The sequence below is a fragment of the Pseudochelatococcus sp. B33 genome (genome assembly GCF_053570585.1).
Genome location: NZ_JBSEFH010000013.1, coordinates 117254 through 137650 on the forward strand (window position 1 = coordinate 117254; position 20397 = coordinate 137650).

Annotated in this window: 17 protein-coding genes; 5 read left to right on the forward strand and 12 right to left on the reverse strand. The window is 65.7% G+C overall.

Features of this window, described 5'->3' with window-relative positions; all coding sequences use genetic code 11:
- The first annotated feature begins 98 nt into the window (after window positions 1–98).
- The 4 genes from phnC to phnE (ACUSIJ_RS15865) are packed head-to-tail and all read left to right on the forward strand — an operon-like array spanning window position 99 to window position 3727.
- Window positions 99–941: a phosphonate ABC transporter ATP-binding protein gene (phnC, locus tag ACUSIJ_RS15850; protein WP_449309379.1), complete on the forward strand. Its 843-nt coding sequence runs from the start codon at window positions 99–101 to the stop codon at window positions 939–941.
- A 52-nt stretch (window positions 942–993) separates the two neighbouring features.
- Window positions 994–1908, forward strand: coding sequence for a phosphonate ABC transporter substrate-binding protein (gene phnD, locus ACUSIJ_RS15855; RefSeq protein ID WP_449309380.1), 915 nt, complete (start codon window positions 994–996; stop codon window positions 1906–1908).
- Window positions 1909–1967: 59 nt separating this feature from the next.
- Window positions 1968–2879 carry a phosphonate ABC transporter, permease protein PhnE gene (phnE, locus tag ACUSIJ_RS15860; protein WP_449309381.1) on the forward strand — a complete coding sequence of 304 codons (912 nt, stop codon included), beginning with the start codon at window positions 1968–1970 and terminating at the stop codon, window positions 2877–2879.
- The gene (phnE, locus tag ACUSIJ_RS15865) at window positions 2876–3727 is read left to right on the forward strand and encodes a phosphonate ABC transporter, permease protein PhnE (protein WP_449309382.1); all 852 of its coding nucleotides are present in this window, start codon (window positions 2876–2878) and stop codon (window positions 3725–3727) included. Before phnE (ACUSIJ_RS15860) ends, phnE (ACUSIJ_RS15865) begins: the two co-directional genes overlap by 4 nt.
- 96 nt (window positions 3728–3823) lie before the next feature.
- On the opposite strand, the gene ACUSIJ_RS15870 is transcribed toward phnE (ACUSIJ_RS15865), so the two are convergent.
- The gene (locus tag ACUSIJ_RS15870) at window positions 3824–4522 is read right to left on the reverse strand and encodes a glutathione S-transferase family protein (RefSeq protein ID WP_449309383.1); all 699 of its coding nucleotides are present in this window, start codon (window positions 4520–4522) and stop codon (window positions 3824–3826) included.
- A gap of 376 nt (window positions 4523–4898) precedes the next feature.
- Between ACUSIJ_RS15870 and ACUSIJ_RS15875 the strand changes: the two genes are divergently transcribed.
- On the forward strand, window positions 4899–5594 hold the full coding sequence (locus ACUSIJ_RS15875) for a GntR family transcriptional regulator (RefSeq protein ID WP_449309384.1): 696 nt from the start codon (window positions 4899–4901) through the stop codon (window positions 5592–5594).
- 11 nt (window positions 5595–5605) lie between these two features.
- Here the strand turns inward: ACUSIJ_RS15875 and ACUSIJ_RS15880 are convergent, their stop codons facing one another.
- The 11 genes from ACUSIJ_RS15880 to ACUSIJ_RS15930 all read right to left on the reverse strand — a co-directional run bounded on the left by ACUSIJ_RS15880 (window position 5606) and on the right by ACUSIJ_RS15930 (window position 20363).
- Complete coding sequence (locus tag ACUSIJ_RS15880; protein WP_449309385.1) at window positions 5606–6862, reverse strand: RhtX/FptX family siderophore transporter; 1257 nt, start codon at window positions 6860–6862, stop codon at window positions 5606–5608.
- On the reverse strand, window positions 6859–7197 hold the full coding sequence (locus ACUSIJ_RS15885; protein ID WP_449309386.1) for a hypothetical protein: 339 nt from the start codon (window positions 7195–7197) through the stop codon (window positions 6859–6861). The genes ACUSIJ_RS15880 and ACUSIJ_RS15885 overlap by 4 nt, the downstream gene beginning before the upstream one ends.
- Before the next feature lie 118 nt (window positions 7198–7315).
- A complete protein-coding gene (locus ACUSIJ_RS15890) occupies window positions 7316–9985 on the reverse strand; it encodes a TonB-dependent receptor domain-containing protein (RefSeq protein ID WP_449309387.1) in 2670 nt (889 codons plus the stop codon).
- A gap of 93 nt (window positions 9986–10078) precedes the next feature.
- Window positions 10079–11113, reverse strand: coding sequence for a FecR family protein (locus ACUSIJ_RS15895; protein WP_449309388.1), 1035 nt, complete (start codon window positions 11111–11113; stop codon window positions 10079–10081).
- Window positions 11114–11226: 113 nt separating this feature from the next.
- Window positions 11227–11736 (reverse strand): RNA polymerase sigma factor, encoded by a 510-nt coding sequence (locus ACUSIJ_RS15900; protein WP_449309389.1) that lies wholly within the window; start codon window positions 11734–11736, stop codon window positions 11227–11229.
- Between the two features lie 328 nt (window positions 11737–12064).
- A complete protein-coding gene (locus ACUSIJ_RS15905) occupies window positions 12065–13810 on the reverse strand; it encodes an ABC transporter ATP-binding protein (protein WP_449309390.1) in 1746 nt (581 codons plus the stop codon).
- 101 nt (window positions 13811–13911) lie between these two features.
- Entirely contained in the window at window positions 13912–15024 is a 1113-nt protein-coding gene (locus tag ACUSIJ_RS15910; RefSeq protein ID WP_449309391.1) for a DUF2218 domain-containing protein, read from the reverse strand.
- Window positions 15025–15038: 14 nt separating this feature from the next.
- Window positions 15039–17042 carry a Fe(3+)-hydroxamate ABC transporter permease FhuB gene (fhuB, locus tag ACUSIJ_RS15915; RefSeq protein ID WP_449309392.1) on the reverse strand — a complete coding sequence of 668 codons (2004 nt, stop codon included), beginning with the start codon at window positions 17040–17042 and terminating at the stop codon, window positions 15039–15041.
- A 7-nt stretch (window positions 17043–17049) separates the two neighbouring features.
- Entirely contained in the window at window positions 17050–17955 is a 906-nt protein-coding gene (locus ACUSIJ_RS15920) for an ABC transporter substrate-binding protein (RefSeq protein ID WP_449309393.1), read from the reverse strand.
- 26 nt (window positions 17956–17981) lie between these two features.
- Window positions 17982–18194 carry a hypothetical protein gene (locus ACUSIJ_RS15925; protein WP_449309394.1) on the reverse strand — a complete coding sequence of 71 codons (213 nt, stop codon included), beginning with the start codon at window positions 18192–18194 and terminating at the stop codon, window positions 17982–17984.
- Window positions 18195–18215: 21 nt separating this feature from the next.
- A complete protein-coding gene (locus ACUSIJ_RS15930) occupies window positions 18216–20363 on the reverse strand; it encodes a TonB-dependent siderophore receptor (protein WP_449309395.1) in 2148 nt (715 codons plus the stop codon).
- Window positions 20364–20397: the final 34 nt, after the last annotated feature.

A 20397-nucleotide genomic window follows, 5' to 3' on the forward strand; every position in this document is an offset into this window, starting at 1 on the left:
TGTCATCGATCTCATATATATTTATCAGCAAATGAAAAATTTTAATTCCCAAATTAAATTTGGGAGGATGCGCCTTTTAATCAAATGAGGTCGAGTATATGCTTGAGCTGTGTTCCCTGAAGAAGACATTCGGGCATACGAATGCCGTTGATGACGTTACGCTGAAGGTCGAGGCCGGTCAGATGGTCGGCGTCATCGGACGCAGCGGGGCGGGAAAGTCGACGCTGCTCAGGCTGATCAACCGTCTGGTCGAGCCCTCGAACGGGAGCATCCTGTTCGGCGGGCGCGACGTCACCAGGCTCAGGGGGCGGGAGCTGCGCCTCTGGCGGGCGTCCTGCGCCATGATCTTCCAGCAGTTCAACCTCGTGGAGCGGCTGGACGTTCTCACCAATGTCCTGATCGGCCGCGTTGCCCATCAAAATCCCTTGTCGACGCTGGTGCGGCGCTTCGGCAAGGAGGAGACGGCCATGGCGGTGCAGGCGCTCGACCGCCTCGGCATGCTGCCCCAGGCGCTGCAAAGGGCAGGGACCCTCTCCGGCGGCCAGCAACAGCGCGTCGCCATCGCCAAGGCGCTGGTGCAGCAGCCGCAGATCATGCTCGCCGACGAACCGATTGCGTCGCTCGATCCGGCCAACGCGACCCGCGTCATGGAAGCGCTGCGCAAGATCAACCGCGAGGACGGCATCACCGTGCTCGTCAACCTGCACACGCTCGACACGGCCCGCGCCTATTGCGACCATATCGTCGGGATGCGTGCCGGCCGTCTCGTCTTCGAAGGCGCGCCCGAAGAACTGACGCAGGAACGGCTGAAGGACATCTACGGCATCGACGGCGCGCTGGACGAGTCCGTCACCTCGACGGCCATCGCGCCCCGGCCCGTCGCGTCCCAGCCCATGGCACCCTCTGGCATCGACCGCGGCTTGCAGACGGCGGTGGCCTGACCCGCTTCCGGCTCCGGCAATAGTACCGGCCGGGACTACAATCTGGAGACCTATGATGAAGAACGTCCTCTTGACCGTGGCCGTGACGGCCACGCTTGCCCTTGCCGGGCCCGCCCACGCGCAGGACTGGAAGGAGAACTACAAGACCATCCGCTTCGGCATCCTCTCGGGCGAGAACGAGAAGGACCGGATCAAACGGCATGAGAAATTCGAGGCCTATCTCGAAAAGCAGCTCGGTGTCGACGTTGAAATCTTCACCGCCGGCAATTACGACGGCGTCGTTCAAGCGATCGCCGCTGACCAGATCGAATTCGCCGAGTTCGGCTCGTCCTCCTATGCTGCGGCCTGGACTGAAACCCAGGGCGGCGTCGAGCCGATTCTCGCGGAAGTGAACGCAGAAGGCTCGAGCGGCTATTTTTCCGTCGTCACCGTACGCTGCGATTCCGGCTACAAGTCGATCGAAGACCTGAAAGGCAAGGTTCTCGCCTTCGCCGATCCGGACTCCACCTCGGGTTATGCCGTACCTTTCTTCAATCTGCTGCAGCAGGGCTACGATCCCAATACCTACTTTTCCGCCATCCCCTTCTCCGGCTCGCATGAAACGGGTGTGATGGGCGTCTACAACAAGCAGTATGACGCATCCGCCACCTCCATCCGCAGCCAGGCTGCCGGCACCCCGCAGAACATGGTGGAGAAAGGCATGGTCCCCGCCGATTCCATTTGCTGGATCTGGACTTCACCGGAAATCACCAACGGTCCGGTCACCGCCCGCAAGAACCTGCCGGCCGAGCTGATCGAAGCCGTCAAGATTGCCATCAGGGACCTGCCGAAGAACGACCCGGAAGCCTTCGAGGAAAAAATGGGTGGAAGGAGCGACGCCGTCGGCTATGTGGATGTCAATCACGATCGTTACCAGTGGATCGTCGACATGCGTGAATGGCTGCGCGAGCAGCGCCGCAAGGGCTGAGGCTCGATCGAGCGACGCCGGCTCTGCCCGGCGTCGCCTGTCTACCGGAATCAAGCGCCATGTCTTCGATCGCCCAAACAGCTGTTTTCGAGACGGAATATGCGCAGGCGCGCAAAAGCGCCCGCCGCGCTCAGGTCGTCGGCGTGCTCGCCGTTGCGGGCGCCACGCTCATATCGGCCTATATCGGCGGTTTCTTCGACTCCATGCCGGTCACGCTCGCTTCCGGCGAGCGTGTGTCCATGCCCAAATTGTGGGCGGGCTTGCCGCGGCTCGGTGAATATCTGGCCAAGACGATCCCGACGCTGCGTCTTGAAAGTCTCGGCTCCGACCTTGCCGCCTGGTTCTGGCGCTGGAAGCTGTGGTTCGCGCTGCTCGGCGAGACTGTGCTGATCGCCTATGCGGCGACCGTTCTTGCCGTCTTCGGTGGCTTCATCATGAGTTTTCTGGCCGCACGCAATCTCAGCCCCGATCCGTGGCTGTGCTTCCTTGTGCGCCGCTATCTCGAAATCATCCGCACCGTGCCGGATCTGGTCTGGGCGCTGATCTTCGTCTTCTGCCTCGGCGTCGGGCCGTTGGCCGGCGTGCTGGCGATCGCGCTCCATGCAACCGGTTCGCTCGGCAAGCTCTATTCGGAAGCCAACGAGAATATCGACATGCGGCCGCTGGAAGGCATCAAGGCATCGGGTGGCAGCTGGCTGCAGCAGATGCGCTACGGCGCCGTGCCGCAGGTCATTCCCAATATTATCAGCTATACCCTGCTGCGCTTCGAGATCAACGTCCGTTCCTCCTCGATCATCGGCTATGTCGGCGCCGGCGGTCTCGGCCAGGAAATCCGCACCGCCATGTCGTTGCAGGAGTATACGGACCTCTCGGCACTGTTCGTCATCATCCTCGCCACCGTGATGATCATAGACTTCGCCAGCGAGAAGCTGCGCCACTGGATCATCGGCCTTTCGGAGCACTGGACATGACCGACGTTTCTCCCGCCACCGGCAAGGATCCCGTCGATGCGGCAAGGCTGAAACTTCCGGCCGCCTTCCACAGGCCGCTCTCCGGGCGCATCATGCGCCTCGTCATCGTTGCCGGGCTGATCGCTCCGATGATCTATAGTCTCGTTGCCTTCGGCGTGACGCCGGAACGGATCGCCGTCGGCCTGTCGCGGCTTGGCAACATCCTCTCCTTCATGTTTCCGCCCTATGTGTGGACCACCTGGACGGAATGGCGCGAAATCCTCAAGGGCTTGCTGGAAACGGTAGCGATGGCCTTCCTCGGGACGTTGCTGGCGGCGGTCGTGTCACTGCCCCTCGCCCTGCTCGGCGCCAGGAACATCATGCCGTTGGGCTGGCTGCGGCTGACGTCGCGGCTTGGCTTCAACGCGCTGCGCGCCGTCGAGCAGGTCATTCTGGCGCTGATCTTCATCCGTGCCTTCGGGCTCGGCCCGCTTGCCGGCGTCCTCGCCATCGCGGTCTCGGAGATCGGCCTGTTCGCCAAGCTTTTCGCGGAAGCCATCGAGAACACCTCGCGCAAGCCCGTCGACGGCGTCAAGGCCTCCGGGGCCGGCCGCCTGCAAACGATCCGCTACGCGATCCTGCCGCAGTCGCTGCCGGTGATCCTGTCGATCGTCCTCTATGAATTCGAGTCCAACACCCGTTCCGGCACGATCCTCGGCATCGTCGGCGCCGGCGGCATCGGCTTCCTGCTGGCGGACCGGATGCACGCCTTCCGCTGGCCCGAGGCATGGTCGATCATCTTCCTCATCATCGCCACGGTCTATCTGATCGACACGATTTCGGCCCACCTCCGCAAACGCCTCATATGACTTCCACGATGGCGACAGAAGGAAGCGGCTTCATCGTTCGGACCAAACGATCATCTCCGAGCGGTGAGCGATTTTTTTCTCCTGCGCGGACATGATTTATGAGGCAGCTCCGGATTCGGGCGTGGCTGCCTTCCGTTCATCGAGGGCCGGGACGCGGAGACCGCGCTGAACGGCCGGCCGCGACCCGATTTCAGCAAACCAGCGGGCGATGTGCGGATATGGAGCAAGATCGACGCCGATCTTCGACGAGGCGGCGTTGATCCAGGGCCAGGTCATCACGTCGGCAATGCCGAACTGACCGCCAACGACATATGGCTCCGGTTCCAGTTGGCCGTCCAGCACCCGCAAGACGCGGGCCGTCTCGCGCTCGAAACGGGCGATGACCTGAGGGAGCGTTTCTGCCACGAAGACCTTGTAGTTCCAAAGCTGACCGAGTGCCGGCCCGACATGCGCCGCCTGAAACAGCATCCATTGCAGCGTGAGCCCGGCTTCGGTTTCGTTCCGCGGCTTCAGCACGCCTGAGCGATCGGCAAGGTACAGCAGGATCGCGCCGCTCTCGAACACTGTCCGGTGCCGGTCCGGGTCGACGATCACCGGAATCTTGTTGTTGGGATTGAGCACGAGGAATTCAGGCCGGAACTGATCGCCTTTCTCGATGTCCACGATGTGAACATCGTAGGGAAGCCCCGTTTCCTCGAGCATGATCGAGGCCTTGTGGCCGTTCGGGGTCTGGTAGCTGTAAAGTTGAATGGGCGTCATCTTGCAACCAATTTGCTGGCAATGGCCGCAGCTCATCCGCTGCTCCTGGCTATCTAGTGGTTTGCATGGAGGAAAGCACGTTGTGGTTCCACCAGCGGCGCTTGCAGAACCGCAAGCGGAGATCTGTCCCGATATGGCATGGACGATTGGAATGAACCTCGACTTGTGCCGGAGACCGGCATTGCATGCCTACCGCGCTCATGGCGCGGTGAAAGGACCAGAAACCAGGACAACGATGGCCGCCGTCAGGATGAGCGCTCCCACTGACGTCATACTCGTCCCGATAGGTCTTGCCGGCGATCCGCTCCAGTGATCGCGCGCTTGCAATTGGCAAGATATAAAATCCGATCTGATATCTGATCGATGGTGGCAAACTATGCTATTGTAAGCCGGGTCGGGAAGCAGAGACGGGATGGCCATGTTGAAAGAAAGTTCGGGACGTCGGCAAAGGGGGCCGGTGCGCAGGCCGGCACGCCTTGGGGACGAGGCCTATGACGCGATCTACGAATGGATCATGTCCCTGAAAATCCCCCCCGGCGGCCGGATTGCCGTGGACAGCCTCGCGCGGGAGCTTGGTATCTCGCAAACCCCGATCCGGGAGGCTCTCTCACGGCTTGAGGCCGAAGGACTTGTGGTGAAGACCCATCTGGTCGGCTACAGCGCTGCCGGGCAGATCGATCGCCGGCGCTTCGACGAACTCTATGAATTGCGCCTGCTGCTCGAGCCATTCGCCGCCGGCCGGGCGGTTGAATCGATGACCGATGAGGCCATGGGACGAATCGAGGCTCTCCATCATGCGCTGCAGGGCATGGACGCGCTCCAGTCGCGTCAGGCTTACAGCGAGTTCGCGAGGCTCGATGGTACGTTCCACCAGTTCATTGCATCGCTGGGGCGCAATTCGCTGGTGGAGGACGCGCTGAACCGGCTGCACACCCATATCCATCTGTTCCGCCTCGCTTTCCATGCGCGTGCCACCACGGATGCCAACGGGGAGCACGAACGCATCATCGCCGCCTTGCGGGCCGGTGACGGGCGCGGCGCCGAAGAGGCCATGCGCGAGCATCTGATACGGTCGCGCGACCGTTTCGTCACCGCCTTCATGCAGTGACAGGTGCATGGTCACGGTTCGACCTCCGCCGCGCCGGCCGCAGGGTTGCGGCTGCCCGATAGCGTCTTCCAGGTGACGATGACGGCCAGCGCGGAAATGGCGGTCGCGAGCGAGAACACCGTGTCGTAGCCGAGCATGTCGGCGAGGCGGCCTGCGAGCATCGAACCGATCAGATAGACGATGAGTTGTGCGCAGGCGAGGAGGGTGAAGTCGGTGCCCGGCTGGTCCGACGAGGTGACCGACATGAAGAGGCTGTAGAGCGCGACGATCTCCATGTAGCGGATCAGCGTCTGGAGGAACGAGGCCCCGAACAGCGCCCCGATGCCGGGGACGGCACCCAGCGCATGCAGGGCGAAGATGGCGAAGCAGACCGTGCGCACCCCTCCGAGCGCGGCCAGCACGCGCGCGGAGCCGTGGCGCCGCAGGAGCAGCGCGGCCAGCGCCGAACCGCCGAGCCCGACCGTCAGCGCGGCGCCGCCGGAGAGATAGCCGATGATATCGAGCGGCACACCGGCATCGACGAGATACGGCCCCTCCATCGATTTCACCATGCCCTCGCTTGCCCGGTAGACGAGGGCGATCCAGAGCACCTGCAGCGCACCCGGACGGCGCAGGAAGCGGCGGATCGACGGTCGGGCCACGGGCGCGCCTGCCGTGCCGGCATCGCCCTCCCGCATGAACAGGGCGGCGGCGAGCGGCACCGCCGAAAAGGCGGCCATGACGGTCACGGTCGTCACCCACCCGTGGCTGTCGTAGAGCAGCAGCCCGCCGCTCCCGCCGACGACGACGCCAAGCGCCACCGCCCCGCCCTGAATGGCGTTGCCGATCGGCCGGTCTTCCGGCGCGAGATATTTGGCGGCATAGCCGTCCGTGGCGATGTCCTGCGTCGACAGCAGCAGGCCGGCGACGAAGCCGAAGGCGAAGATCGCCCCGACATCCGTCGGCGCGATCATCGTCATGGCCAGGAAGGTGGCGACCATGCCGCACTGGGTGATGCACACCCATCCCGCCCGATGCGCCTTCGCGAACGGGCGGATGCGGTCGACCTGGGGCGCCCAGAGGAATTTCAGGATCAACGGCAGCATCAGCAGCGAGAGCATGCCGATGGCCGTGCGCGATACGCCCTGTTCGCGCAGGATGGCCGGCAGGGCGGCGGCGAAAAGATAGGTCGGGATGCCCTGGGCGAGATAAAGCCCGGCAAGCACGGCAAACAGCCGCCGGCGATCACGCTGCTGCCGCGCGGGATCGATATGAGCGGTCGCGCTCACCGGGCAGGCTCCCGCCCATCGTGGGCGGCCAGAAAGGTTTCAGCCTCACCGCGGTTCCTCGTCACCAGCAGGGGGAAAGTGTAGAGCTTCCCGAACGCGTCCTGCGTTCCGGCGTCCGCGTCCGGCCGGACGATGGCGCAGGCGCGGCAGGCGGCGTTGATGCGGTCTCGCGTCGCCTTGTACCAGAGGTTCTGCGCCTTCTTCTGCGCAGGCGTGAGTTCGATCTTCTCCTCGATGACGACCATCAGCAGATAGCCGTCGCCGATGGCGCCGATTTCCTCGAGCGCGGCAAGGTAGCGCTCGCCATCATCGCCGCTGCGGGGTCGGGCGCCCAACAGTATGACCCATCGTCCGTTTCGGGTGACGGATATGCCCATGCGCCGCCGCTCCTGGCGCAGCGCGCAGAAAAGTGGATACCACTTTTCGTCGACAAAGCTGCGCAAACTCAAGAATCTAGAACGTGGCCTTGTACGACACCGCGATCGTCCGCCCGAGGCCCGGCACTCTCGCGTCGCGCGTCGCGGTGGCGCTCGGGTTGATGTAGTCGTGATCGAGGAGATTGCGCACGGCGACATTGAACTCGTGATCGCTGATGAATTGATTGCCCTTGAATTTCTTGCCGATGGAGAGATTCACGAGTGCCGCGCCGTCGAGCTTCTTGTCGGGGATGCGGTCGCGCCCCGAGAAGAACTCCACCTCGCCGCGGACCGTCAGATCGTTCTCGAAACGCGTCACCAGATAGACGAGGCCGTTGTAATTGGAGGGAATGCGGTTGTTCGGCAGATATTCGTCGGAGCCGATACGGCCGTCGCCGTTCGCATCGTACTTGCCTTCCACATAGCCGAGCGAGGCGCCCACCGTGAACATGGCGTTGAGATCGGCCTCTCCGTTGAACTCGAACCCCCAGATGCGCTCCTTCTGCTGGGAGACGCGGTTGGCCGTGATATCGTAGTTGACGCCGTTGTCCGACGTCGACAGGAACGCGCTGGCGCTGCCGCGGAACTTGCCCCAGTCGCCGCGCAGTCCGGCCTCGAAAGTGTTCACGAGCTGGGGCTCGGGCGCGATATCCGCATAGCTGATCGTGAAGTCGCCCGGATTGGTGCAAGGCAGCAGCGGCCTGACCGTGGTGCCGTAGGCGTCGCAGATTTCCGCGTTGGAATTCAACCCGGCCCGCCGGGTGAAGCCGCCGATATCGGTGAGGCTGTAGCCTTGCGAGAAGTTGCCGAAAGCCTGCAACTCGCGGGTGACGTCGAAGACAGCGCCGGCGTTGAAGGTCCACTGGCTATAGTCGAAGGAGCCGCCCAGGACGTTGATCGCCGGGAGTGCCACCAGATTGGAGCCGAAGAGGGCTGCCGCCGCCGGCCGGCGGAAGTCGTCGACATCCAGATAGAACTTGTCGAAGCGCACCCCGCCCTGAAGCCGCAGCCGCTCGGTGACGGGAATCTCGGCCTGGGCGAAACCGGCGACGGCATTCTGCGTCATGGGAGAAATAACGTCCACGCCGTTGACGAGCTTCTGGGTGGTCTCGTCGAACACGTAGTCGAGACCCCAGGTCAGCTTGCTGCCGCTGGTGATGAAATCCATCGGCGAGTTGACCGTGAGGTTGACGCCGGCGCGCCGGGCTTCGAGCCGCGTCTGATTGAAACTCGCCGTCGGGTCCACCGTCAACGGCAGCAGCGTCGGCACCAGCGGGTTGATGGGAATGTAGACTTGCGAATTGACCCTGGAAAACTTGTTGAAGGGCGATTGCTTGGTGATGTCGTTGTAGAACGCCTTGATTTCCAGATTGCCGAGAGGGAAGTCTCTGTAGGTGTACTTTGCGGTCAGGTATGTTGAATCCTCGATCAGCGGCTTGCCGACATAGGGATCGAGGAAGTTCGGCGCGACGGGCGAGACATCATAGTTGGTGAACCAGTCCGGGTTCTGGCGGGCATAGGTCCAGTCCGCACTCAGCTCGAACCTGTGGGGGCCGTTTTCGTAACCCAGAACGCCGAACAGATTGCCGAAACCGGTGCGGTCGCCGCCGCCCTGGCCGAGCATGGCGTCGGATGCCATCTCCTTGCCGCGTCCGTCGTAGGTGCGCCGTTTCTGCGTTCCCGATGCCGACAGGAAGTAGTCGAAGTTGCCGGACCTGCCCTCCACCTGAACGCTGCCGGTCGGTGCGATCGACTGGCCGATGTTTTGCGTGAAAGCCGAAAAGCCCGTCCGTGCCGTCACCCTGGGCTTGGCGTCGTCACTCTCGCCGCGTCGGGTGATGAAATTGATGATGCCACCCGTGGCGCCGGCGCCGTAGAGGCTCGACGCACCGCCGACGACCTCGACGCGCTCGACGGTGTTGAGATCGATTGTGGCGAGGATGCGCGAGACATCGCGCAGCGGCGTGTTGCGCGGCACCCCGTCCACCATGATGAGAACGCTGCGGCCGCGATAGGTTTCCGAAGCGCCCGAGATGGTCTGGTTGCGCGGCGCGTAGCCCGGCACCACACGCGCGATGAGATCGGCGGCATCCTCGCTGCGGGCGATCGCGTCGTTGATCTGCTCCTGCCTGACAACCTGGACCGACTGCGCCACGCTGGAGAGCGAGCGCTCGTCGCGCCCGGTGACGATGATCTCGTCCAGCTCGAGCCCCGTATCGCCATCGCCGGGGGCAGCCTCTCCGGATAGGGCCGAAGCCTGTCCGCCGCCGACGATCGCGCCTTCGCCGGTCACCTGCCAGTCGATGCCGGTGCCGCTGAGAAGCCGTGACAGCGCCTGCTCCGCCGAGAACGTGCCGATGACTGCCGTCGAACGGACATTGGCGCCCACCTGCGCCGGGAACACCACCTGCAGGCCGGACTGGCGCCCGAACTGTCCGAGCGCGTTGGTCAGCGGCTGGGCGGGAATGTTGAACCTGTGCCGCGTTGCGGTATCGGCGCCTGACACCTGCACGGTCGACGCGGCAGGCATCTGGGCGAGGGCCTGGGCAGGCGCGACCGCAGCCAGGGCCGCAACCCCGAGAAGCAGCCGCGATAAATTCCCCGCCAGCCCGTTTCCTGAATTGGGATCGGCCTTGTTTCTTCCACTATGCGGACGCATCTGCCCCTTGGTCTCCACCCTGTACACGCATGCCAGGCCCTCCGGCATGCTTTTCCAGACGTAGAAACGAACAGGATTCGCGATTTTTCACGCGGCGGCGCGATTCATGGAAAAAAATGTAACCGACGCCTCGAACGGCGTTCACAAACGCGTGATCACGCGCATGTAAGGGGTGACGGACCGCACCTTGGCGCCGAAGGGCTTGACCAGCGCCGCCAAGGCGGCGTCGGGATCGTTGAGATCGAAAAGACCGCTGACGCGGATCGCCGCGAGAGAGCGGTCGGGCACCGAGATCCAGGCCGTGTGGTAGCGCTGGATCATCTCCACGACGGAGCCGAGGCTGACATCGGTCAGGAACACGCGGCCCTGCCGCCACGCGCCGATATTCTCCGCAGACACTGCGCCCACCGTCATGACGCCGCTGCCGCGGTCGATTTCCAGCTGCTCGCCCGGCGACAACCTGCGCGCGGGCTCTCCGGAAGCGGGGAGGACCTCGACCGACCCCCGCAGCAGCGCGACTGTCGTGTCCGTCGATGTCACGCGGACGTCGAACGCGGTGCCCAGCACCCGCAGTTCCAGCCCCTCGGCATTGACGACGAAGGCGCGCGCGGGATCCGGCGCGACATCGAAGAACGCTTCGCCGGCGAGGAGCGTGACAAGACGTTCCCGCCCCTCCACGTTGATCTTGATCGCGCTGTTTCCCCCGAGATCCACGAGCGTGCCGTCGACCAGCCGCACCCTTTCCGTCTCACCCGCAGCGGTGAGATGATCGGCACGCATCCTGACAAGCGCGTCCGGCGCGACGAAAGCCAGAAGCGCGGCGATCGCGAGCCCCGCACCGAGCGCGGCGACGGTGCGGGACCGCCGGCGTCCGGCGGCTCGTCCGGGCATGGCGCGATCCGTGGCCCGACCCATGGCCAGACCCATGGCCAGACCTACGGCCCGATCGGCTGTCGCGCGCCGTGACGGGCCGCGGCTCGGACGCATCGCCACGTCGTTTTCGGCAGCGTCGCGCTTCCTGCTGGCGCCGAGCAGGCCCCATGTCGCGTTCACCCGCTCCCAGGCGCGACGATGGTCAGCCGATGCGGCGAGCCAGACCTCGAACTCTCCGGAGACCGGCGATCCGTTCGGCGTGTCCTTCAAGGTCACCAGCCAGCCGGCTGCCTCTTCGACCAACGCCCGTTCCTCATCGGATCCTCTGTCATACACGAGTGGGTCCCCCGCGAATTCCCATGGCAACGTGCTGTCCCTGCCGTTCCGGATCGATGAGAAGAATTCTAATGGCGCGGTCATTCACAGTCGAGACCCAGCGTAATGGTCGCGAGCGCCGTTCTGATGAGCCGATGCACCGTGGCGGTTGAAACGCCGAGGTGCGCCGCAATCTCATCCAGCGTATAGTTGCCGAAGCGGTGCATTTCGAGCGCCACCCGCTGGTCCTCCGGCAGCTCCGCAACGAGGGCCATCGACCGTTGCACGCCTTCGCAGAACAAGAGTGCCTCCTCGGGAGTGGGCTCGGCTTGCGGCCGTGTCCATGACGGTGCGTTTTCGGCCGCTCCGGCGTTCTCGCGCTTCCTGCGCCGCAGGAAATCCAGCGCGAGGTTATGCACGATCCGGAACAGATAGCTTGCCGGACGCTGGTCTGCCGAACTGCCGGCCGAACCCGGAACGAACCGGATAAAGGCCTCCTGGACGACCTCTTCGGCAATATCGCGCGACCCGACCATGCGCGAGGCGTAGGCGACCAGCACCGCGCGCTGGTCGAGATAGAGGCTCACGCGCCGTTCAGGACCATCCTTCATCGTGCTCTCCCTGACACGACACGCGATATTCACCGCATCGAGAAATCGCTCGACCCGCCGGAACGGAAAACGGGGATCGGCAGTCCGGGATGGACCGCCGTCCTCTATGCCAATTCGTAACCTCTGATTGTCCCGTGCCTCATAGAGCCAGGCAGGCGATCCTGGTGGCCCGGGCAATGGCCGCCACAATATTCTGAAGCAATTTAACACGCAAGCTCAATGAGTTAGATCTATTCTACGTTGTCGATCCAACTCATTGACAAGCTTATCGATCGGGCATTGGAGGATCGCCGGTGAAAACGGCGATACGGATTCAGGCCGTCTCGCTTCAGCAGCCGGCGCTGGCTTCGCCCAAGGCGCTGGAACCTGAATACAGCATCCGGTACAGGCCGTTCGACGCCAGCAGGTCGGCGTGCCGGCCTTCCTCGACGATCCGGCCGTTGCGGACGACCGCGATGCGGTCGGCGTGGGCGATGGTGGCCAGTCTGTGGGCGATGACGAGCGTCGTGCGGCCCCGCGACAGCTCGCCCAGCGATTGCTGGATGGCCCGTTCGGTCTCCGTATCGAGCGCCGATGTCGCCTCGTCGAGGATCAGGATCGGCGGGTTCTTGAGGAATATCCGGGCGATGGCGAGACGCTGCTTCTGCCCGCCCGAAAGCTTGACGCCGCGCTCGCCGATCATCGTGTCGAGCCCGTCCGGCATCGTCGCCACGAGATCGTCCAGCCGTGCGCGGCGGATGGCTTCCCGGATCTCGTCCTCGCCCGCGTCGAGGCGGCCGTAGGCGACGTTCTCGCGGATCGTGCCGGCGAACAGGAAGACGTCCTGCTGGACGATGCCGATGTTCCGGCGCAGCGAGCGCAGGGTCATGTCGCGGATGTCGATGCCGTCGATGGTGATCGTGCCGGAATCGACTTCATAGAAGCGCGGCAGCAACGAGCAGATCGTCGTCTTGCCGGAGCCCGACGGTCCGACGAAGGCGACGGTCTCGCCCGGATTGACCGTCAGGCTGATGCCGTCGAGCACCGGCCTTCCGGGCTGATAGCCGAAGCGGACCTTGTCGTAGCGGATCGCGCCCCTGAGCGTCGCGACGTCGGCGGCGCCCTCCCTGTCGTCGATGTCCGGGCGGGTATCGAGAAAGCGCTCGTAGCGCTGAAAGCCCGCGAAGCCCTTGGGGTAGGTCTCGATGACCGCGTTGATCTTGTCGATGGGGCGGAAGAAGACATTGACGAGCAGCAGGAAGCCGACGAACCCGCCGGGGGTGAGTTCGCCCCGGATGACGAAGAAGCTCCCCGCCAGCATGACGACGATCTGCACCAGCCGCATGGAGAGGTAGCTCAGCGTCGTGGACGCCGCCATCACCTTGTAGGCCTGCAGCTTGGTGTTGCGGTAGGCGCGGTTGTCCTGCGCGAACAGGTGCCGCTCGTGGTCCTCGTTGGCGAAGGCCTGCACCACGCGGATGCCGCCGACGTTCTCCTCGATGCGCGCGTTGAAGCTCGCCACCCGGCCGTAGAGTGCATGCCATGTCGCCGTCATGCGGCTGCCGTAGCGCGTTGTCAGCCATGCGATCAGCGGCATGATCAGCGCCGTGATTACCGCGAGCGGCACATGGACCCAGAGCATCAGGATGAACGCCCCGATCAGGGTCATGATCGCGATGAAGACGTCTTCCGGCCCGTGGTGGGCGACCTCGCCGATCTCTTCCAGGTCCTTCGTCAGGCGGGCGACGAGATGCCCGGTCTTGTTGTTGTCGAAAAAGCCGAAGGAGAGCTTCTGGAGGTGGTCGAAAGCCCTGCGGCGCATCTCGGTCTCGATGTTGATGCCGAGCATGTGCCCCCAGTAGACGACGATCGCCTGCAACCCGCCGGTGATCAGATAGATCGTGAAAAGCCCCGCCATGGCCAGAACGATGAAACCCCATTGGCCCGTCGGCAGCAGATGGTCGATGAACAGCGTCACCGCCAGCGGGAACGCCAGTTCGAGCAGCCCGGCGACGACGGCGCAGCCGAAATCCAGCAGGAACAGCCGCGTATGCGGGCGGTAGTAGGCGGCGAAGCGTTTCAGAAGGTCGATCATGATGTCACGTCGGTCTGGCGTCCGGCGGGAGGCGGAGCCGGTGAACGAATTGCCGGATGAGGTTGCATAGCCGGCCAGCGGCTGCTGTCAATGGCAACTGATCAATCCTTGCGCGCGTCGTCACCGGCAACGCCCCGGCGCCAGTAGGCGACGGCGTGGCATTTTTCACGCGTCAGCCCCGCCTCCTTCAACGCGAACTGGCGGATCGTCCGCGCCTGCGTGTGCTCGCATCCGGCCCAGACGAGCGGCGCGTCCCCACCGTCGTTCAGCCAAGGGTGGCCGCGGATGATCCGCGCGAGACGATCGGTGCTGCCGGCCTCGGTGCCGTTGCGGTGCAGCCATTTGAGGTCGAGGCGGGCGGCGGAGGTGAGCGCCTGTTCCTCCGAAGCATCGGCCACCTCCACGAAAACCGCGGCTTCCACGGATGTCGGCATGGTCTCCAGCAGCCGCGCGATGGCGGGCAGGGCGGTTTCGTCGCCGAGCAGGATGTAGCGGCGGGCTTCACCGATGGAGCCGCCGCCGGGGCCGGTCATGCCGACGATGTCGCCCGGTCGCGCGTGCAGCGCGAAGCCCGCGCCGGGGGCGTGGTCGTCGTCCGGATCGCCGTGCAGCACCATGTCGATGGCGACTTCTCCCCTCTCCGTGTCGATATGGCGGATGGTATAGACGCGCGCCGCCGGTCTCGCTGCGCCCTGCGGCCATCGCGGCCGTCCGTCCTCGCCGTTGACGGGCCATTCCGGGGGCGCGATCCCGGGTGGCGGAAACAGCAGCCGCACGTGCAGGCCGCCGGTGGCGAATCGGCTGAGGTCGTGGCCCGCGAGCACCACGCGTCGCATCAGCGGCGTCACGTTGCCCACCGAGACGACGCGCATCTCGCGGAAATAGGGCAGCAGTTCCCCCACCTTGCCGTCGCCGCTCCAGCGGATCACGGGTTTCGGCTCGCCGGCGAAGGCCAGAACGTGCTCGGCCACGATCTGCTTGAGGAACGACAGCCCGGTGTCGTCGGCGCTCTCCAGCACGACGGCGAGCGCGCCCTCGGTGATCCCGGCGCGGGCCGTGCCGAAGTCGGAGACGAACCGCGCGCCGTCATCGAGGCGCTCCACCGGGACGTGTTCCGCGAGGTGACCGCACAGGCGGTCGAGCATGTCGCGCGGACGCTCCAGCGCGATGCGGGCCGAGGAGACGAGGCGGGGGGTGTTGGGCGTGTCGGTCATGAGCGCTCTCCGTTTCAATGTCCGGCGCCGGCGCGCCCGCGGCCGAGCAGCCAGATCAGGTAGGGGCCGCCGAGCAGGGCGGCGAACAGGCCGAGGGGCAGCTGATAGGGAAAGGCCACCATCCGCGACAGCCAGTCGGACAGGATCATCAGCCCGGCGCCGATCAGCACGCTGCCCGCCATGCAGGGCAGGGCGCGCGTGAGGCCGATGAGCCTTGCCAGATGGGGCGCGATCAGGCCGATGAAGCTCAGCGGGCCGACGAACAGCGCGGCGGTCGCCGTCAGCAGGCCGGCGAGCGCGATCAGCGCCGCATGGCTTTGCCGCACGGGCACGCCCAGCGCCCGCGCGGTGACGGTGCCGAGCGGCAGGATGTCGAGCCAGCGGCTCATGAAGGGAAGCGGCGCGAGCAGCGCCAGCGCGGCGAGCCCCGCCAGCAACGCCTGTTCCGGGGCGGCCATGTTGATTGAGCCGCTGATCCAGCGCAGCAGGGCGAACGCCTGCACGCCGCCGGTGGCGATCACGGCCGTCAGTACGGCCGAGCACAGCGCGCCCATGGCGACGCCGCCGAGCAGCAGGCGCTCCGGCCCGAAGCCGCTGCGGGCGGCGATCGCGAGCATCAGCACGAGGACGACGAGCGCACCCGATGCGGAGGCCGCGAACTGGATGCCGATGCCGGGATTGTCGACGAGATAGAGCGCCGCCGTCAGCCCCACGCCCGCGCCGGTGCCGACGCCGAGGATCTCGGGGCTGGCGAGAGGATTGACCGTCACCCGCTGCAACAGCATGCCGGCGCCCGCCAGCATCGCGCCGCTCGCGCCGGCGATCCCCATATGCGGCGCCCGCCACGCCAGCAGGTCGGCAAACAGCGTGCCGGTGGCGATCGTCCAGCCGTCCGGCCCGCGGCCCACCGTCAGGCCCGCCGCCGCCACGCACAGGCCGACGGCGACGATGACGGCGATGAGCCGCCACGGCCGCACGCTGCGCGCTGCCGCTGCGGACGCGGCCTGCAGCGACGGCCATTCGGCCATGCGGATGCGCGGCAGGAGCCACAGCAGCAGCGGGCCGCCGAGCAGCGCCGTCGCCGCGCCGGTGGGAATGCGTTCGCCCTCGGCGCCCGCCGTCAACTGGATGCACCCATCCGTCAGCCACAGCAGGATCGCGCCGATCAGCGGGGCGGCGATCATGCGCGCCCGCAGCGTGCGGGCGCCGCCGAGATGGGCGAGGGTGGGCGCGGCAAGGCCGACGAAGCCGATCACGCCCACCTGGGCGGTCACGGTCGACGCGAGCCATACGGCGAGCGCGATCACCATGAGCCGCATGGCGTTGAGGGCGAGCCCCAGGCTGCGGCTCGTTGCGTCGTCGAGCCCGAGGATGGCGAGCGGACGCAGCAGCAACGCGGCGCCCGCGGCCACGACGATCAGGCGGGAGGCGATGGCCGCCGTGGCGCCCCAGTCCTGCTGGGTGAGCGCGCCGCCGCCCCAGATGAACAGCGAGAACATGTAGTCGCCGTTGGCGAGGATGAGCGCCGCGCTGGCCGCGGTTGCCGTCAGCGCCGTCATCATGCCGGCGAGCACCACCGAAACGGGCTCGAGCCCCCGCTGCCACGTGAGCGCGAGGATGAGCGCCGCCGCACTGATGCCGCCCGCCAGCGCGACGCCCTCGCGCGAGATCGCCATCAGCCCCGGCGCGGCGATGGTGGCGGCGGCCATGGCGAATTGCGCGCCCGCCGCGATGCCGAGCGTCGAGGGTTCGGCCAGCGGATTGCGCAGCACCCGCTGCAGCAGCAGGCCGGCAAGGCCGAGCGCCGCTCCGGCCAGGAGCGCCACTGCGGCGCGGGGAAAGAGGCCGTGGGTGAGGATCACCCGGCCGATCTCCTGCATGGGCGGTGCCGCGAACGTGGGGTCCGACAGGTGCAGCGAGATCCGCGCCGCGAACAGGGCGGCCGCGAGCAGGGCCATCACCCCCCAGAACAGCCACGGACGCGCGGACGGGCGTGCGGCCGGCAGACGCCCGGTCATGAGATGCTCAGCCACGGGACGCACCCCCACGGGACGCACCCTTTGTGCCACGCAGGAGAGCGTCGAGGAGCCGCGCGAAGCGTTCCGCCGAGGGCAGCGCGCCGAAATGATTGACGGGTTCCATGAACGCCACGCGGTCCTCCCGCACCATCGGCAGCGACCGCCACAGGGCGCTCGTCGCCAGGGCTCGGCGCACCTCCGGGGGCGTCGGCTCCACGGCGATCAGCCGCGCTTCGGGCACGCGCGCCAGCGCCTCGATCCCCACCGGCGCGGCGGCGGAATAGCTCGACGCGCCCTCCCACGCATTGGCGAGGCCGAGCAGGCCGAGCACATTGCCGAACAGGCTGTCGTCGCCGAAGGCGCGGAAATGGCGCGCGTCCCCCAGGCTGGCGACGAAGATCGGGCGGCGCTCCACGCCGGCAAGCCGCTCACCGATCGCCGCGAGTTCACGGCGGGTGCCGTCGATGAGCGACCCCGCCTCGCGCGCCAGGCCGAGACGCTCGCCCAGCGCCGCCGTGGCCTGTTCGGCCCGCGGATAGGGCGGTTCGCCAGGCCGGAACACAGTGGCAGAGAACACCGGAGCGATGCGTTCGTAGATCGGCCGCAAATGCTCGTAGAAGTTCGAGATCAGGATAAGATCGGGTTGGACGATGCGCAGCAGCTCGAAGTTCGGCGTGCCGCGCAGCCCGAGATCGGTGACGCTTTCGGGCGTCGCCGGCACAACCACCTGCCTGCGGAACTGGATGAGCTCCGTCGCCGCCACCGGTGTCACGCCGAGTGCCAGCGCCGTTTCCAGCATCGCCCAGTCGATCGCCGCGATGCGCTGCGGCTGCGCGCCGGCAAGGGCCGGCCGCGCCAATGTCGCGCCTGCCAGAACCAGCGCCGCGCGGCGCGTTATCGCATGGCGGGGCACCGCGTGTCACTCCCCATAGCTGGTAATCACTCCCCATAGCCGATGGGCCGGCCGGATTGCGGATGGGGAAAGATCCCCATGCGGAAGCCGTAGAGTTTCTCCGGCACGGCCGTGCTCATGATCACCTCCGGCGCGCCGCGCGCCGGCGCGACGGAGAGCGTCAGGCCGGGAATGATCACGCGGGAACCGGCGGAAAAGCTGACCCCCCTCCAGTTCGTAGAGGGGGGCGGCCGGATCATCGGAGCTGTCGATGCGCAGCGTCATAAATCGATATGGGCCTTGAACTTGAACACGCGCCGCTCGGCATAGCCGCAGGCGAACTGGGTCTGGCAGCTCGCGACGTATTTCTTGTCGAAGAGATTGGTGACGTTGAGATCGACACCCCAGTTGTCGCGCTTGTAACCGACCCGCGCATCGAACACCGTGGCCGACGGAACCTTCAGGGTATTCTCGTTATCCACCCAGGACGAGCTGACATAGCGGACGCCGCCGCCCAGCACGAGACCCTTCAGCACGCCGCTGTCGAAGGTGTAGTCCACGCCCAGCGCCGCCTGCTGCTCGGGAATGATGAAGGGCGTGTTGCCGATGAGCGCCGCGTCGGCGTCGTCCGTGATTTCGAGGTCGAAGGCGGTGAACGAGGCGAGCACCCGCAGGTTGTCGGTGATGTTGACCTTGGCCTCCAGTTCCACGCCCTTGGAATTGACCTCGCCGATCTGGGTCTCCGCGAGGAACGGCCCGGTGACGACGTTCTGGCGCGTGAGATCGAAGAAGGACAGCGTGAACAGGCCGTCGACGAAGGTCGGCCGGTACTTGACGCCGACCTCGTACTGGTGCCCGCTCTCGGGCTTGAACATGTTGGTGGCGAGCGACGAGCCGACCGACGGCAGGAAGAAGGTCGCGACGCTGGCATAGGGCGTGATGCCGTTGTCGAACTCGTAGGCGAGGCCGGCGCGGCCCGAGAACTTGGCATCCTTGCCCTGGTAGGCCGGCTCGCCCGTCGCCTTGGTGTCGACGTAGTCGTAGCGCCCGTTCAGCGTCACGATCCAGCCGTCGCCGAAGCGCAGCTGGTCCTGCAGGTAGAGGCCGAACTGGTTCTGCTTGATGTTCTGGTCGATGTAAGGACTGCGCAGGCCCTGCAACGCGCCGTAGATGGGAAACACGGCGCTGATGGGGGTTGCCGTGCCCGTGGCCTGTATCTGGTTCATGTCGACATATTTGTAGTCGAACCCGAACAGCAGCCGGTGGCTGATCGGCCCGGTATCGACGGTGCCCTCGATCTGGTTGTCGATGGTGACGGTCGTCAGATCGGTCTTATGGCCGAAATTGATGCGCTCGAGCAGGAAGTCCGGGTCCGTGGGCACGGGGGAAAAGCCCAGGTAGCCATAAGGATAGGGCGCGACTTCCTCGACGTCGGCGTAGCCGAAGCGGAAGTTCTGCCGCACGGCCCAGTGGTCGTTGATGGCGTGCTCCAGCTCATAGCCGACGGTGACCTGCTGGCGTTTATAGAAATCGATGTCCGGCTCGGTGAAATTGGCGTCGCGGCGGATGCGGCCGAAGGGGGCGGGGCGCACGGTGCCGACGTAGGGCAGGAAGCCGCCGCCGCCGTGGTTCTGGTCGAAGAAGGTGTAGTTGCCGAGCACCGTCAGGGTGGTGTCGGCGGAGGGCCGCCAGGTGAAGCTCGGCGAGAAGGAGCCGCGCAGCTCCTCGGCGAAATCCGTATAGCCGTCGCCGCCGATGAAGATGCCGGAGAAGCGGTAGTCGAACGTGTCGGTCAGCCTGTCGCCGATGTCGACGCCGAGATAGGCGGTGCCCGCGTCGTTGATGCCGGTCTCGAAGTAGCGCTTGCGTTCGCCCGTGGGGCGCTTGCTGATGTAGTTGACGATGCCGCCCGGATTGCTGCCGCCGTAAAGCACAGAGGCCGGCCCGCGCAGCACCTCGATGCGCTCCAGGTTGAAGGTATCGACGAAGAAACCGCCGAAGGCGTAGCTGAACAGCGGCAGGCCGTCGAGATAGGTGCCGTGCTGCGTCGCCTGGAATCCGCGTATGAACATCCAGTTGGTGTCGCTGTCCGGCCCGAAGGGCTGCGCGAACACGCCGGCCGTGTAGCGCAGGGCCTCGTCCACCTTCTGCGCGCCCTGATCGTCGATCTGCTGGCGGCCGATGACCGAGACCGACTGCGGGATGGCCTCGATGGGCGTGCTGGTTTTCGAGCCGGTTGCAGTGTTTCTTGCGACATAGCCGTTCACGGGTCCGGTCGCCGATCCGTTGCCCGCCTCCGCCTCGACGATCACCGGTTCGAGCGTGACCTCGGAAGCAGCCTCCTGTCCGAACGCGGTCAAGGGCAGGCAGATCGTGAGCAGGGCAGTCGAGGATACAAGTATAAAACCTAAGCCGGAGCGTGTCGTCATTGGTGTTTTCCCGCACCTCGCCAGAAGCCGGGCA

Bases quoted from the DNA above. Each gene is read 5' to 3' on its own strand.
- phnC (WP_449309379.1), top strand. From the start codon at position 99: ATGCTTGAGCTGTGTTCCCTGAAGAAGACATTCGGGCATACGAATGCC.
- ACUSIJ_RS15900 (WP_449309389.1), bottom strand. From the start codon at position 11,736: ATGAAGGATGGTCCTGAACGGCGCGTGAGCCTCTATCTCGACCAGCGC.
- phnD (WP_449309380.1), top strand. From the start codon at position 994: ATGATGAAGAACGTCCTCTTGACCGTGGCCGTGACGGCCACGCTTGCC.
- ACUSIJ_RS15910 (WP_449309391.1), bottom strand. From the start codon at position 15,024: ATGACCGACACGCCCAACACCCCCCGCCTCGTCTCCTCGGCCCGCATC.
- ACUSIJ_RS15905 (WP_449309390.1), bottom strand. From the start codon at position 13,810: ATGATCGACCTTCTGAAACGCTTCGCCGCCTACTACCGCCCGCATACG.
- ACUSIJ_RS15870 (WP_449309383.1), bottom strand. From the start codon at position 4,522: ATGAGCTGCGGCCATTGCCAGCAAATTGGTTGCAAGATGACGCCCATT.
- fhuB (WP_449309392.1), bottom strand. From the start codon at position 17,042: ATGACCGGGCGTCTGCCGGCCGCACGCCCGTCCGCGCGTCCGTGGCTG.
- phnE (WP_449309382.1), top strand. From the start codon at position 2,876: ATGACCGACGTTTCTCCCGCCACCGGCAAGGATCCCGTCGATGCGGCA.
- ACUSIJ_RS15925 (WP_449309394.1), bottom strand. From the start codon at position 18,194: ATGATCCGGCCGCCCCCCTCTACGAACTGGAGGGGGGTCAGCTTTTCC.
- phnE (WP_449309381.1), top strand. From the start codon at position 1,968: ATGTCTTCGATCGCCCAAACAGCTGTTTTCGAGACGGAATATGCGCAG.
- ACUSIJ_RS15875 (WP_449309384.1), top strand. From the start codon at position 4,899: ATGGCCATGTTGAAAGAAAGTTCGGGACGTCGGCAAAGGGGGCCGGTG.
- ACUSIJ_RS15890 (WP_449309387.1), bottom strand. From the start codon at position 9,985: ATGCCGGAGGGCCTGGCATGCGTGTACAGGGTGGAGACCAAGGGGCAG.
- ACUSIJ_RS15930 (WP_449309395.1), bottom strand. From the start codon at position 20,363: ATGACGACACGCTCCGGCTTAGGTTTTATACTTGTATCCTCGACTGCC.